This window comes from Nocardia sp. NPDC057272 (genome assembly GCF_042668615.1).
GTDB lineage: Bacteria > Actinomycetota > Actinomycetes > Mycobacteriales > Mycobacteriaceae > Nocardia.
The window spans coordinates 76,397-89,391 of the sequence record NZ_JBHUYK010000024.1 but is presented as its reverse complement, the minus strand read 5'-3'; the positions used below and the strand labels follow the sequence as shown (position 1 = coordinate 89,391).

Annotated in this window: 13 protein-coding genes and 1 tRNA gene; 5 read left to right on the top strand and 9 right to left on the bottom strand. The window is 69.1% G+C overall.

Translation table 11 applies throughout. The features are described from left to right. Window positions 1-99: 99 nt before the first annotated feature. Complete coding sequence (locus ACFULV_RS26915) at window positions 100-990, bottom strand: hypothetical protein (RefSeq protein ID WP_378661310.1); 891 nt, start codon at window positions 988-990, stop codon at window positions 100-102. A 206-nt stretch (window positions 991-1,196) separates the two neighbouring features. Here ACFULV_RS26915 and ACFULV_RS26910 point away from each other — a divergent pair, with 206 nt between their 5' ends. Then, window positions 1,197-1,958 carry a lysophospholipid acyltransferase family protein gene (locus tag ACFULV_RS26910; protein ID WP_378661308.1) on the top strand — a complete coding sequence of 254 codons (762 nt, stop codon included), beginning with the start codon at window positions 1,197-1,199 and terminating at the stop codon, window positions 1,956-1,958. A 33-nt stretch (window positions 1,959-1,991) separates the two neighbouring features. Further along, window positions 1,992-2,513, top strand: a complete 522-nt coding sequence (locus tag ACFULV_RS26905) for an OsmC family protein (RefSeq protein WP_378661305.1) — start codon at window positions 1,992-1,994, stop codon at window positions 2,511-2,513. A 50-nt stretch (window positions 2,514-2,563) separates the two neighbouring features. On the opposite strand, the gene ACFULV_RS26900 is transcribed toward ACFULV_RS26905, so the two are convergent. After that, complete coding sequence (locus tag ACFULV_RS26900) at window positions 2,564-3,355, bottom strand: helix-turn-helix domain-containing protein (protein WP_378661303.1); 792 nt, start codon at window positions 3,353-3,355, stop codon at window positions 2,564-2,566. An 85-nt stretch (window positions 3,356-3,440) separates the two neighbouring features. On the opposite strand from ACFULV_RS26900, the gene ACFULV_RS26895 reads away from it, so the two are divergent. Continuing rightward, the gene (locus tag ACFULV_RS26895) at window positions 3,441-4,322 is read left to right on the top strand and encodes an SDR family oxidoreductase (protein WP_378661300.1); all 882 of its coding nucleotides are present in this window, start codon (window positions 3,441-3,443) and stop codon (window positions 4,320-4,322) included. A 43-nt stretch (window positions 4,323-4,365) separates the two neighbouring features. On the opposite strand, the gene ACFULV_RS26890 is transcribed toward ACFULV_RS26895, so the two are convergent. After that, a complete protein-coding gene (locus tag ACFULV_RS26890) occupies window positions 4,366-4,788 on the bottom strand; it encodes a hypothetical protein (RefSeq protein ID WP_378637916.1) in 423 nt (140 codons plus the stop codon). Between the two features lie 227 nt (window positions 4,789-5,015). On the opposite strand from ACFULV_RS26890, the gene ACFULV_RS26885 reads away from it, so the two are divergent. Further along, a tRNA-Gly gene (locus tag ACFULV_RS26885) sits at window positions 5,016-5,087 on the top strand. Between the two features lie 34 nt (window positions 5,088-5,121). Here the strand turns inward: ACFULV_RS26885 and ACFULV_RS26880 are convergent. After that, entirely contained in the window at window positions 5,122-6,552 is a 1,431-nt protein-coding gene (locus tag ACFULV_RS26880) for a lipase maturation factor family protein (RefSeq protein ID WP_378661297.1), read from the bottom strand. Window positions 6,553-6,616: 64 nt separating this feature from the next. Continuing rightward, complete coding sequence (locus ACFULV_RS26875; protein WP_378661294.1) at window positions 6,617-7,273, bottom strand: histone deacetylase; 657 nt, start codon at window positions 7,271-7,273, stop codon at window positions 6,617-6,619. A gap of 102 nt (window positions 7,274-7,375) precedes the next feature. On the opposite strand from ACFULV_RS26875, the gene ACFULV_RS26870 reads away from it, so the two are divergent. Further along, window positions 7,376-7,987 (top strand): DUF6636 domain-containing protein, encoded by a 612-nt coding sequence (locus tag ACFULV_RS26870; RefSeq protein ID WP_378637924.1) that lies wholly within the window; start codon window positions 7,376-7,378, stop codon window positions 7,985-7,987. Window positions 7,988-8,033: 46 nt separating this feature from the next. Here the strand turns inward: ACFULV_RS26870 and ACFULV_RS26865 are convergent, their stop codons facing one another. The 4 genes from ACFULV_RS26865 to ACFULV_RS26850 form a co-directional block, all read right to left on the bottom strand. Then, complete coding sequence (locus ACFULV_RS26865) at window positions 8,034-10,289, bottom strand: heavy metal translocating P-type ATPase (protein WP_378661291.1); 2,256 nt, start codon at window positions 10,287-10,289, stop codon at window positions 8,034-8,036. 62 nt (window positions 10,290-10,351) lie between these two features. Further along, on the bottom strand, window positions 10,352-11,290 hold the full coding sequence (locus ACFULV_RS26860; protein WP_378661288.1) for a hypothetical protein: 939 nt from the start codon (window positions 11,288-11,290) through the stop codon (window positions 10,352-10,354). Between the two features lie 19 nt (window positions 11,291-11,309). Beyond that, entirely contained in the window at window positions 11,310-11,513 is a 204-nt protein-coding gene (locus ACFULV_RS26855) for a heavy-metal-associated domain-containing protein (RefSeq protein WP_101464960.1), read from the bottom strand. Window positions 11,514-11,567: 54 nt separating this feature from the next. Then, on the bottom strand, window positions 11,568-12,983 hold the full coding sequence (locus ACFULV_RS26850) for an MFS transporter (protein ID WP_378637933.1): 1,416 nt from the start codon (window positions 12,981-12,983) through the stop codon (window positions 11,568-11,570). Window positions 12,984-12,995 lie beyond the last annotated feature (12 nt).

The window sequence follows — 12,995 nt, the reverse complement described above, 5'->3', positions numbered from 1 at the left end:
GCTGTTTCCTCCTACCAGGATCTGATTCGCCGGATCAATGGCGAGCTACCGCCTCGGGCCCCCTGACTGCTTCGGCGTACCAGCCAACCAGGGTAGTGGCTAAATCGTTACGTCACCGATGCAATAGCCCTCAGCGGTCGCGACAACCGTGAAAGTGCGCGTCCGCGTGCCCCCGGGTGAGGTGGTCACAGGGACGTGAACTGCCAGGTAGTCGCCACGAACCTGCTCGGATCGTAGCTCCTCGCCGGTGTAGGAGGTGACATTGCCTACTTTGCCCGAGTCGCCTGTCAAGGGGGCTGCTACGGGGTTGCCGGTGCCCTCGGGATCCCAGCTCGCGGGCGAGGCCTTGCAGGTCAGCGGATGGTCTGCTTCGATGTCTGCCGCGTTGAGTGGTTTGCCGGTGGCGCGGGCGAGGTAGCGGCGCACGGCGTGGCGCGCGTCGGCGTCGTCGTAACCGGGCTCGACGCCCGCGGCGGACACCCGTCCGCAGGCATATCCGGAAGCCACGGACTCGCGGTCGACGGTGACGGTAACGGTTCGGTTACGCCAGGTCACGGTGTCGGCGGTCGCGGTGCCCGGGGTGGCGAGGGCAGCCAGCACCGACTGGGGGTCGGCGTACATCTCGGCGACGGTGGCAGGCGGAATGGTCCAGCAGTTGTCCTGGAGTTCTTGCACCGTGCCGGTTTGTAGGTCGGCCGCCCAGCGGCGCACGGCGGTGACGGCGTCGGCGTGGCCTGCGACCGCGCCGACCTGGGGTGCGTCGGCGGGCAGTGGGCTGTTGGGCGCCGGTTCACCGGGTGCGATGGCCTGAGTCGCGGTCGTCGGCGCCGCGGCGGTCGTGGTCGACGCGGTAGTGGTCCTCTCGACCGGATCGCCCGGGATCCCCGACACCGAATCGCACCCGGCGACCAGCGCCGCGGCGACGGTCAATCCCGTGACCAGCGCGTAGGCGCGGTGCGGGCGGGTCTGGGCAAGCTGGGCGCGTTCCACTACGACGTTCCTCGATTCCTAGGTCGTGGCACCCGCCTGTGACGACGGCGGGGGAGTGACTGTCGGGGCGAGCGGACTCGCCGGGGTGTAGACCGGTGTGCGCGAAGCGGATTCGCTGCGCGGGCGAACGCCGCGATTCTACGGTGGCCGCCCGCGCCGATGGCACCCCTGCCGATGCGGGGATCTACGACTACGCTTGCGTACTTGTGGAACCCCTCTACTTCTCGATCATCGGCGTGGCCCGAACCCTGTTCTTCCTCGAAGGTCTGAAGTTCACCGTCAAGGGGGCGGACAACATCCCCGCCACCGGCGGCGCCGTGCTGGCGGTCAACCACACCGGTTACATGGACTTCACCTACGCGGGTCTGCCTGTGCGCACCCCCCGCCGCTACATCAGGTTCATGGCCAAGCAGGAAGTGTTCGACAACAAGATCTCCGGCCCGATCATGCGCACTCTCAAGCACATTCCGGTCGACCGCACCGCGGGCGCCGACTCCTACCAATCGGCGGTGCAGTACCTGCGCGACGGCGAGCTCGTCGGCGTGTACCCCGAGGCCACGATCAGCCGCAGCTTCGAGATCAAGGAATTCAAGTCCGGCGCGGCCCGCATGGCACTGGAGGCGGGCGTCCCGATCATCCCGATCACCATCTGGGGCGCCCAGCGCGTCTGGACCAAGGGCTTCCCCAAGCGGCTCGGCCGCACCAACACCCCCATCTCGATCGCCGTCGGTACCCCCATCCAGCCCTACGAACCCGCCGCCGACCTCACCGCCCAGCTTCGCTCCACCATGCAGGAAATGCTCGCCGACCTGCAAGAATCCTATGAGCACGAGCCCGGCGCCTACTGGGTCCCGAAACGGCTCGGTGGCAGTGCCCCTTCCCTCGAAGAGGCCACCGCCCTCGACGAAGCCGAAGCGGCCGAACGTTTCGCCCGCAAGGCAGAGAAAACGCAGGACACCGAGGGCTGACATTTCGGCCCCGGGCGGGCATACGCTCGGGAGATGACCACCGCGGCGGAGTTGAAGGCCCTGCAAGCTCCGGTGAAACAGCGCTACCGGGACGACCCGGCCGCCGCGGTCACCGCCCTGCGCGCCGCTGGTTCGTTCACCGAATCCGGCATCACCTGCACGGTGCGGACCTTCGCGGGCCCGGTCCGTGCCGGGCTGCACCGCGCCACCGGCGGTGACGGCGCCGACGCCTGCTCGGGTGACATGCTGCTCGAGGCGGTGGCGGCCTGCGCCGGGGTGACCTGCCGCAGCGTCGCCACCGCGATGGGCCTGCCGATCACGGGCGCCGACGTGGAGGCGGCAGCTTCCTTCGACGCCACCGGCACGTTGGGCATCGATCGGACCGCGGAGGTCGGGGTTTCACCGATCGCCGTGACGATCACCGTCACCACCTCGGATGCCGTCGACGAGGCCACCTTGGTCAAGCTCGGCGAACTCACCGAGCGTTATTGCGTGGTCGGTCAGAGCCTGCGACATCCGCCCACGATCAGGGTGGTGACCGCGCCCGCGTCGTGATCGCCGCCGTGCCCGTTCGGCGGTGTGATGGATGCCCGCCGAGGGTTGACTCAGCGCGGAATCCGGCAGCGCGTCGGTGCCGGCAGCTTGCCGCGAAGGTAGGCGGCGGGTGGGACGCCCATGAGGGTGCGGAAGTCGGCGGTGAGGTGGGACTGATCGTAGAAGCCGGTACTCGCCGCGAGGTGTGACCATGGGGTGTCGCCCGCGTAGGCGAGGACCCGGCGCAGGCGTTGAATGCGAGCGAAATGCTTGGGGGACAGTCCGATTCCCGTGGTGAACAGGTTGCGCAGCTGGCGCTCGCTGACAGCGAGGCGCGCGGTGAGTTCGGAGAGTGCGGGGGCGTTGTCGGCGGTGAGCGCCGAGATCGCCTCGCGCAGCACGATCCGGTGCGCCCGATCGGTATCCGACTCCGAGATACTGTGCGGCAGTAGATCTTCCAGATGGGTGATCGCGTGTGCGGTGGGCACGCCCGTCAGTTCCGTCGCGAAACCGCCCAGCGGACCCGGCAATTCGTCGAGTCGAACGACGCGGTCGGTGAGTTCGCCCGCGGTCACGCCGAGCAGCTGGCGGGTCACGCCCGGTTCCAGGCGCAGCCGCACGCACCCGGCGGGCTCCTCGGGTGTCGAGTAGGACGCCTTCGTCTGCGCGCCGACGACGAACGCGCTACCGCGACCGGACTTTTCGGTACGCAGGACGACCGTGGTCGTCGCGACGGGCGGATGCGCGAACGGCTGAGCGAGGTCGTCGAACAGCGGCGTGCTGGTGAGTTCGGTGAGCCACGGGCGCAACGATTCCGGTGTTGTCACGGGCGTCTCGATGTGCGCCGGGGTCAGATACTCCACCTGGTCGACTGTAGGCGGCGCGGGCCGGGATGTCCGTGCCGATTTCTCCTATATCCGCAGGCAGCCCGGCGGCCATGCTCGTTCCATGATCCTGATCACCGGTGCGACAGGCACCATCGGAAGTGACATCGTCCGACAGCTGGCAGCCGAGGGCGTCGCCGTCCGGGCGGCGACCCGCGACCCGGCGCGGGCAGGGTTCCCCGCCGGAGTCGAGGTGGTGCGGGTGGACTACCGCGATCCGGCGACGTTCGGGCCCGCCATGACGGGCGTAGAGGCCGCGTTCCTCGTCGGGATCCCCGGCCCGGACGGCACCGGCACCGATGCCGAACTGGTGGCTGCCGCGCGAAAGGCCGGTGTGCGGCGAGTGGTGAAGCTGTCCGCGGTCGGCACCGGCGACCCACGTCTCGGCGTGCCGGGTTCCTGGCATGTGCCAGGGGAGCAGGCCGTGCGCGACTCCGGCTTGGAGTGGACGATCCTGCGCCCCAACACTTTCGCGTCGAATACGTTCAGCTGGATCGAACCGCTCGGCAACGGTCACCCCGTCCCGAACCTCACCGGCGACGGCAGGCAGGCCGTAGTCGACCCGCGCGATGTCTCGGCGGTCGCCGCGGCGGCGCTGCGCTCGAACGACCACCACGGCCGCATCTACACACTGACCGGCCCCGATCTGCACACCGCCCGCGACCAGGCCGACGTTCTCGCGCAGGTTCTCGACCGCCCGATCGCCGTCACCGACATCGCCGAAGCCGACGCCCGCGCGTTCATGGTCGCCGCGGGTCTTCCGCCCGCGTTCGTGGAAGGTTCACTGACCGGCCAGGCCTTCATCCGCGGCGGCCACAACGAGCTCATCACCGACGACATCGAACGCGCCCTCGGCAGACCACCTCGCGGCTACGCCGCCTGGGCCGCCGACCACCGCGCCGCCTTCGCCCCCGTCGTCGCAGGCGGCGCGTCGAAGCCGAGCTGACCGGGCGGGTCCGGTGCGTGGCGGCGCACCGGACCCCTGCGGCTCAGTTCATCGTCAGCACCCACGACCCGTTGCAGCCCCTGCGGGTGTTCATGTTGCCGTCGTAGACCCAGTTGAACCTGATCGGCGGGTTCGTGCGCACATTCCAATTCCCGGACGGTGAGGTGACCACCTTGCCGTTGCGCATCAGCACACCGACCTGATCGTGGTTGAACAGCCACTTTCCGCCGCTGGTCGGGTAGTTCAACCGAACCGTCACCTGCCCGCCGGTGTGGTTCTGCACCACCAGGCACGAGTTCGGGTCGGAACGGTTGACCGCGTACTCCCCGAACCCTTCGTCCTCCACGTTCTCCCCGCTGTCGGTGTACTCCACCGGGTCGGTGAAGTCGGCGTGCGCCGGTCCGGCCCCCAACACGGTCAGCGCCGTCATCGCAACGCCCGCCGCGATCATCCCCAGAGACTTCATTGCCGTTCCTCCCATGATTCACGCGGTCACAACCGCCTGCGAAAGACCTTCCCCCGCAGTCTTTTCCGCAACCTTGTGACCTGCTTAACGGTGCCCGCCGACGCGGGTTCTCACCGCCGATCCGGGTGATGAGTGAGCCCGGATTTCGTAGTTCGGGAGTTTCGCGCTAAAGTTCGTACTCGCACGACGAAGTCACCGGCGCTCGCCGGATCGGTTTCGGAAGGCACGCGGATGTGGCGCAGTGGTAGCGCATCACCTTGCCAAGGTGAGGGTCGCGAGTTCGAATCTCGTCATCCGCTCAACGAAAAGCCCGGCCGTCGTGCCGGGCTTTTCTCATTCCCGGCGCCGGTCGAGGCGCGCGTGACTCAGCGGCGGCAGGAACTCGCCGATCAGGGTTCGGCGCCACCAGATCCGTTCGCGGAACAGTTCGGCGGGCGTACTGAAGTGGTACTCGTACAGCCGGGCGCGCACGTAGTGCGGCGGTGCGTCGGGGAAGGGGCAGCGCCGCAGCAGGCGCAGGGTATCGGGGTCGTTGTCGAGCAGCCGGATCGCCAGCGGCAGTGCCCACGATCGCGCGTAGGCCGGCGACAGCGCGGCGAACCACATCAACCAGTCCAGCCGCAGGTGATAGGGCGCCCACTGGCGTGGACGGTGCCGAGGGTCGCCCGGTTTGCCCTTGAACTCGTATTCGCGCCACACCGTGTCCGGCGTGAGGTGGGTGGCATCGGTGCCCTCCAGCACGATCTCCTGGCGAACCCGGGTGATGCTGCCGAACGCGCCATAGGTGTTGACCAGGTGCAACGGGTCGAACGAGGCGTTCATCGCCTGCTGTGCGGAGAGGAGGTTGCGCACCGGCCAGAAGCTCAGCACCACCACCATCGCGACGAAGGCGACGACGGCGCCGAGGAACCACCCGGGCGGCTCGGCCACCGGCGGCGCGTCCGGCAGTACCGGGTACGCGCTGACGGCGGTGGTGGCCAGCAGCAAAGTCACCCAGTTCAGCCAGGCGAAATTGCCGGAGACCACCAGCCACGACTGCGTGACGATGATGACGCCCGCCGCGACGCTCGCCACCGGCTGCGGCGCGAACAGCCCGAACGGCACGATCAGCTGCGCGACATGATTGGCGGCGACCTCCACCCGGTGCAGCGGCCGGGGCAGATGGTGGAAGAACCAGCTCAGCGGGCCGGGCATCGGCTGGGTCTCGTGGTGGTAGTACAGGCAGGTGAGGTCGCGCCAGCACCGATCGCCGCGCATCTTGATCAGCCCGGCCCCGAACTCCACCCGGAACAGCAGCCAGCGCGCGGCGAACAACACCAGCAGCGGCGGCGCGACGGTGTCGTTGCCGAGGAAGATCGCCAGGAACCCCGCCTCGAGCAGCAGTGATTCCCAGCCGAACGAGTACCAGGTCTGCCCCACGTTGACGATCGACAGATACAGCGCCCACAGCAGCAACCACAGCGCCATGGCCGCCCACAGCGGCACCAGATCGGCGAGGCCGAACGCGACCGCCGCCGCGAGCACCGCACCGAACCAGGCGATGCCCGCGTAGAACCGATCGGAGTAGCGCAGGTGGAACAGGCTGGGTGACCGGCGGAACGGCGTCCGGGCCAGGTATCGCGGGATGGGCAGCATCCCGCGCTCACCGAGGAGCGCGCGGAACTGCCGCGCCGCCGTCAGGAAGGCGAGGGCGTAGATCACCGCCAGGCCACGCTGGAAGATCAGCCTGCCCTGCCAGTACTCCGGTGCCGTGAACCACTCCATGCGTGTGCTCCCGGTGGTCGACGTCCCGCACCAGGGGAGTACCCGCGATCGGCGCGCCGAAAATCTAGGGCGGCTCGAGTCCGGTGCCGCCGAGTAGCGCGCCGCGCAGGTCGGCTTCGGTCCAGTGCCCGGCGATTCCGGGCCGCACCCGCAGGTACTCGACGACGCGATCGGGCTCCCAGCCGTGTGATTCGCGCAGCCCGGCGCCGATCATCGTCAGATATCGGGCCGAGGGCCGTCGCAGGGCAACGGTTTCCGGGTCCCACGGTGAGGTGAAGGTGAGGACGGGAATCCCGTCGTGCGTCCCCGCGTGCACCACCGTCTCGTACCGCCCCGGCCCGAGCCGCACCGCACCGTCGGCGAGGACCGGCGCCAAATCGAAGTCGATCGCCGGGCTTCGATACATCTCCTGCGCCAGCAGGTCGCCGAACTGACCGACGGTCAGCAAGTACCCCCGGGCCGCCGCGCCGATCGGCCAGCCCGCCGCCGGGCGCGCGGCATAGAACCCGACTCCGCCCGTCCACACGGGGCTCTGCCAGGCGAAATACAGGCTTCCCGGTAGGTCGAGCGGTGCGACGGAGGCCGGTGCGGACCGGTCACGGAACCCCGGATAGGTGTGGTCGGTTCCGGGCGGGGTGCCGCCCTCGCGGTAGTAGGCGAACCGCCGCGCGTGCATGTTGGAGCCGTACGCGGCGTACCAGACGTGCTGAGCTGTCGTCACGGGCTCACCTCGGGTGGGTCACGGTTCATGAGCGAAGGAAACGAATCCGCTCCTGCTGTCGATTCTTCCTTCGAATGGGGTCGGACATCGAGGGGAGAGATCATGAGATCAGTAATCGCGGTGGCCGCGCTGGCGGTGCTCGCCGGTGGGCTCGCCGCGTGTGACGGTGCGTCCACGCAATCGCGCGTGCCGGTGACCACCCAGCCCGCGGATCAGGGCAACGCTTCGACCGTCGCGCCTGCCTCCAACGAGCCACCCACCGCGCCCGGCACCGGCCCGAGTCCGGCCGACCTGCCCACCCGCGACGACGCCACCGTCGACGCCCGCGACTACCAGCAGCGCAACAACTTCTACTTCCAGTCGCCCACCGGCAACATCCTGTGCGGCTTCGTCGAAGAAGGCACCCTCGGCGTCGGCTGCCAGCTGGCCGATACACACGTGATCCCGCCCGAACTCCCCACCTGCGACAACTCGCCGGCCCGCAAGGTCGCCGCCCACATCTACGGCGGCACAGCGGAATTCCTGTGCACCAACCAGGGCTTCTTCGTCGGCGAGCCGGTGGACGGCACCAACAAGGGCGGCGGAAAGACCCTGAACTACGGTGACACCATCATCGTCCGCGGCGCCGCCTGCACCTCCACCCAGCAGGGCGTTCGCTGCGACGCCGGCGGTCACGGCTTCTTCATCTCGGCAGACCAGCAGTACCTGTTCTGACGAGGCGAGGTCCGTAGATCCACGGACCTCGCCTCTGGCCGAGGGCCTACTGCGCGGTCGAGGAGAACCGGCGCAGGCGCAGGCTGTTGCTCACCACGAAGACCGAGCTGAACGCCATCGCGGCGCCGGCCAGCATCGGGTTGAGCAGGCCCGCCATGGCCAGGGGGATGGCGGCCACGTTGTAGGCGAAGGCCCAGAACAGGTTGCCCTTGATCGTGGCCAGGGTGCGGCGCGACAGGCGGATCGCGTCGGCGGCGGCGCGGAGGTCGCCGCGGACGAGGGTGAGGTCGCTGGCCTCGATGGCGACGTCGGTGCCGGTGCCCATCGACAGGCCGAGGTCGGCCTGGGCCAGGGCGGCCGCGTCGTTGACGCCGTCACCGACCATGGCGACGACCTTGCCCTCGGCCTGCAGCCGCTTGACGGTGTCGACCTTGTCCTGCGGCAGCACCTCGGCGATGACCTCGTCGATGCCCACTTCGTCGCCGATGGTGCGGGCCGCGCGGGCATTGTCACCGGTGAGCAGGATCGGCGTCAGCCCGAGCTCGCGGAACTGCGCGATGGCCTGCGCCGAGCTCGGCTTCACCGCGTCGGCGACAACCAGCACGCCGCGCGCTCTGCCGTCCCAGCCGATCGCGACCGCGGTCTTGCCCGCCGATTCCGCTTCCGCCAGTGCGGTTTCCAGCGTCTCGTCGAGTGGCTGTGACCAGTCGGCCAGCAGTCGCGCCCGGCCGACGATCACCGCGTGACCGTCGACCACGCCCTGCACGCCGAGGCCTTCGACATTGGCGAAACCCTCCACCGGCAGCAGGGTGCCGAACTCGTCGCGTGCGCCCTTGGCGATGGCCTGCGCGATCGGGTGCTCCGACGAATCCTCCAGTGCACCAGCGAGTTCCAGCACCTTGCTGCCGAGTTCGCCCTCGGCGGGGATCACGTCGAGCAGCGTCATCTTGCCGGTGGTGACGGTGCCGGTCTTGTCCAGCACGATGGTGTCGACCTTGCGGGTCGATTCGAGCACCTCGGGTCCCTTGATCAGGATGCCCAGCTGCGCGCCGCGTCCGGTGCCGACCATCAGCGCGGTCGGGGTGGCCAGGCCGAGGGCGCAGGGGCAGGCGATGATCAGCACCGCCACGCCCGCCGTGAAGGCGGCGGCGATGGATCCGCCGGTGCCGAGCCAGAATCCGAGGGTGGCCACGGCGAGCGCGATGACGATCGGGACGAAGATGCCGGAGATCCGGTCGGCCAGCCGCTGTGCCTGCGCCTTGCCGGTCTGCGCGTCCTCGACGAGCTGCGCCATCTGGGCGAGCTGGGTGTCGGCGCCGATCCTGGTGGCGCGCACGACGAGTCGTCCGCCGACGTTCACGGTGGCGCCGGTGACGCCATCGTCGACGCCGACCTCGACCGGCACCGACTCGCCGGTGAGCATGGACGCGTCGACCGCCGACGTCCCCTCGGTGATCACACCGTCGGTGGCGATCTTCTCGCCCGGCCGCACGATGAACTCGTCACCGACTGCCAGCTGTTCCACCGGAATTCGCGTCTCGACGCCGCCGCGAAGAACCGCGACGTCCTTCGCGCCGAGCTCGAGCAGGGCCCTCAGTGCCGCGCCCGCCCGTCGCTTCGACCGTGCCTCGAAATACCTCCCGGCCAGGATGAACGTGGTCACGCCCGCCGCGGCTTCGAGGTAGATGCTGCCGGTGCCGTCCATCCGCGCGATGGTGAACTCGAACGGGTGCTTCATTCCCGGCGTGCCCGCCGTGCCCCAGAACAGCGCGTACAGCGACCAGCCGAACGCGGCGAGCGTGCCCATCGAGACCAGGGTGTCCATGGTGGCGGTGCCGTGCTTCAGGTTGGTCCACGCGGCTTTGTGGAAGGGCAGCGCGCCCCAGATCACGACCGGTGCGGCCAGCGTGAGCGAGAGCCACTGCCAGTTGGTGAACTGCAGCGCCGGGATCATCGCCATCGCGATCACCGGCACGGTGAGCAGCGCCGACACGATCAGCCGGGTGCGCAGCGAGGCCGTCGGGTCCGCGTCGGCGACCGGCGTTTCGTCGGTCTCGGGCTTCTTCGGCGCGGGGAGTGCCGCGGTGTAGCCGGCCTGCTCGACGGTGGCGATCAGCGCCTCGGGGGAGACGTCACCGGTGAAGTCGACGCGCGCCTTCTCGGTCGCGTAGTTGACCGTGGCGGTGACCCCGTCGAGCTTGTTGAGCTTCTTCTCGATCCGGTTCGCGCAGGAAGCGCAGGTCATGCCACCGATCACCAGTTCTACCTGGCCGGTGCCCGGTGGGTGTGTCACGGCGGTCATGGGGTGCTCCTTCGTTCCTGATAGCAATTCTTGCTGAGCGATCGCGGGTGAAACAGGTGGGGTCAGTGGCCGTGGCCGGGGGTGCCGTGGTCGGCGGGCGCGCTGGTCGGGGCGGGGTTGCTCGCACCGGTGGCGTTCGGCGCGGCGACCCGCACCGTGAACTCGGCGGTGCGCACCACGCCCTGGTGCTGGAAGTCGAGGAACAGGCGATAGTCGCCGGCGCTCGGTGCGTTCACGATGAAGTCGATGCCGGGTCCGGCGGGGGTGACTCCGTCGCCGGGCATGCCCTCGGGATGAACGTGCAGGTAGGCGAGGTCGGCGGCGCGCAGGGCTACCAGGTGACCGTAGGCCCCGAGGTAGGGCTGCAGGTCGGTGACGGGGGTGCCGTTGCGGCTGACCGACAGCGTCAACTTCGACGCGGTGCCGGGGGCGACCGTGCCGTTCAGCGCGACCGTGTACTCGCCGACCTGCGCGGTGGCGGCGGGGGCGGGCAGTGTCTGCACGTCGTAGTTGCCCGCGACCCGCAGATCGGCGCCGAGCGTCAGGTTCGACCCACCCTGGGGGGTGAAGTCGGCGTAGACGCGGTAGTCGCCGCCCCGGCTGAGGTTCAGCGGGACTGTCCAGGTTCCGGCCGGATCGAGGACCGGGTGGACATGCTGGAAGCCCGCCATGTCGCGTCGGACCACGATCAGGTGCAGGTCTTTGTCGTGGCTGTTCACGTACTTCGTCACCGGTGCGCCGTTCGCGTCGAGGATGCGAAAACTTGTGGGCGACTGCGGTGCGGTGGTGGTGTTCGGCTTGTCCAGGGCCAGCGTGTAGCCCTGGTCGGTGGCGAGCAGCCCGCCGGGGAGATCGGTAAACGGTGCCGCCGCGGTCGAGTGCTCGCCGTGCCCGGCCGGTTCGGAAGGTTGCGGACCGATCAGGGCACCTGCGGCCAGAGCGATCCCGAAGACCGCCGCGAGGCCGAGGGTGAATCCGGCGAACTTGCCTGTTGCGTTCATCGGGATGCTCCGTATCCGTTCAGTCTGCGAGTTGGAAGCCGGCCGCGGCTACGGCGTCGGCGAGGGCGGTGCGTTCGGGCTCGGTGCCGTCGATGGTTACCGAGCCTGCGGCCAGGTCGACATCGACACCGGTGACGCCGGGCAGGGCGCCGACCTTGTCGCGGACCTTGTTGACGCAGCAGCCGCAGGTCATGCCGGTGACGGTGACAGTGGTGGTGCTCATGGAACTCTCCTCGCTTCGCTCTCGATCATTACCATACCCCCCTAGGGTACTTTGTCAAACAGTCGCGCCGGCCTTGTCGGCGGCCGGGGTCCGCATGGTCGCCGCGGTGATTCCCGCGCCTGCCAGGGCGAGTACGCCCGCCCCCAGGAAGGCCGCGGAATAGCCGTCGGTCAGCGCCGAGGCGTCGCCGAGCTCGCTCGCGCCGAACGCGGCGGCCACCGCCGTCATCGCTGCCAGGCCGAGCGCCGAACCCACCTGGTAGCTGACGTTGACGATGCCCGAGGCCAGCCCGCCTTCCTCGGGTCGTGCCGCCGAGATGGCGGTGCCGAGCGAGGGAATGAAGGCCAGCGACATACCCCCTGCGGCTATCAGCGAGGCGGGCAGCACGTCGATCCAGAAGTTGCCGGTCGGCCGCACCAGCGACATCACCCCGAGGCCGAGGCCGAGCACGATCAGGCCGGTGACGATCATCGGTTTCGCACCGAAACGTTGCATCGCCTTCGGGGCGAGCACCACCATGCCGAGCATGATCAGCGTGGTCATCGGCAGTAGTGCCGCACCCGACGGGAACGCGCTGTACCCGAGCACCTGCTGCAGGTACAGGTTGAGGAAGAACCACATCGGTACCCACGCGGCGGCCAGCGCGAACTGGGCGAAGTTGGCGGCGGCCAGGTTCGGTGCGCGGAAGATGCTCAGCCGCATGAGCGGCTCGCCACGCCGGGACTGGATGGCGACGAAGCCGGCCAGCAGCGCGGCAGCCAGCGCCAGCACACCCCAGGTCTCACCCGAGGCCCAACCGACCTCCGGTGCCTGCACGATCGCGTACACCGCGGCCGCCAAACCGGCTGTCACAGTGACGGATCCCGCGATATCGATGGACCCCTTGCGCGCCGGAGCGGCGGGCATCAGCAGCGGCACGGCGATCAGCGCCAGCACGGCGATCGGAATGTTGATGTAGAAAACCCAAGGCCAGCTGATGTATTCGGTGATCACACCACCGAGGAACACGCCCGCGGTACCGCCGGCGGGCGCGGCCGCGCCATACACGGCGAGCGCCTTGGTGAGCTCCTGGGGCGAGCCGCCGAACAGCATCATCAGCAGCGTGAGTGCGGAAGGCGCGATCAGCGCCGCACCACCACCCTGGATCGCCCGACCGGCCAGCTCGACGCCGACATTGCCCGCGGCACCGGCGATGACGGAGCCGAGGCCGAGCACCACCCAGCCCGCGGCGAATACCCGGCGAGCGCCGAGTAGATCGGAGAGCCTGCCGCCGAGTAGCAGCAGACCGCCGAACGCGATCACGTAGGCGTTGAACACCCACGTCAGATTGCCCGGCGTGAATCCGAGTTCGGCCTGCATCTTGGGCAGCGCGATCCCGATGATCGAGGTGTCCATGATGACCATGAACTGCGCGGCGGCGATCACCGCCAGCGCCCACCACTTCCGGGTGGATTGCGATTGCGTAGTCACGACTTTCGTCCT

Coding starts and splice junctions, on each gene's coding strand:
- ACFULV_RS26905 (WP_378661305.1), top strand. CDS start 1,992: ATGACCACCGCGGCGGAGTTGAAGGCCCTGCAAGCTCCGGTGAAACAG.
- ACFULV_RS26895 (WP_378661300.1), top strand. CDS start 3,441: ATGATCCTGATCACCGGTGCGACAGGCACCATCGGAAGTGACATCGTC.
- ACFULV_RS26890 (WP_378637916.1), bottom strand. CDS start 4,788: ATGAAGTCTCTGGGGATGATCGCGGCGGGCGTTGCGATGACGGCGCTG.
- ACFULV_RS26880 (WP_378661297.1), bottom strand. CDS start 6,552: ATGGAGTGGTTCACGGCACCGGAGTACTGGCAGGGCAGGCTGATCTTC.
- ACFULV_RS26870 (WP_378637924.1), top strand. CDS start 7,376: ATGAGATCAGTAATCGCGGTGGCCGCGCTGGCGGTGCTCGCCGGTGGG.
- ACFULV_RS26865 (WP_378661291.1), bottom strand. CDS start 10,289: ATGACCGCCGTGACACACCCACCGGGCACCGGCCAGGTAGAACTGGTG.
- ACFULV_RS26860 (WP_378661288.1), bottom strand. CDS start 11,290: ATGAACGCAACAGGCAAGTTCGCCGGATTCACCCTCGGCCTCGCGGCG.
- ACFULV_RS26855 (WP_101464960.1), bottom strand. CDS start 11,513: ATGAGCACCACCACTGTCACCGTCACCGGCATGACCTGCGGCTGCTGC.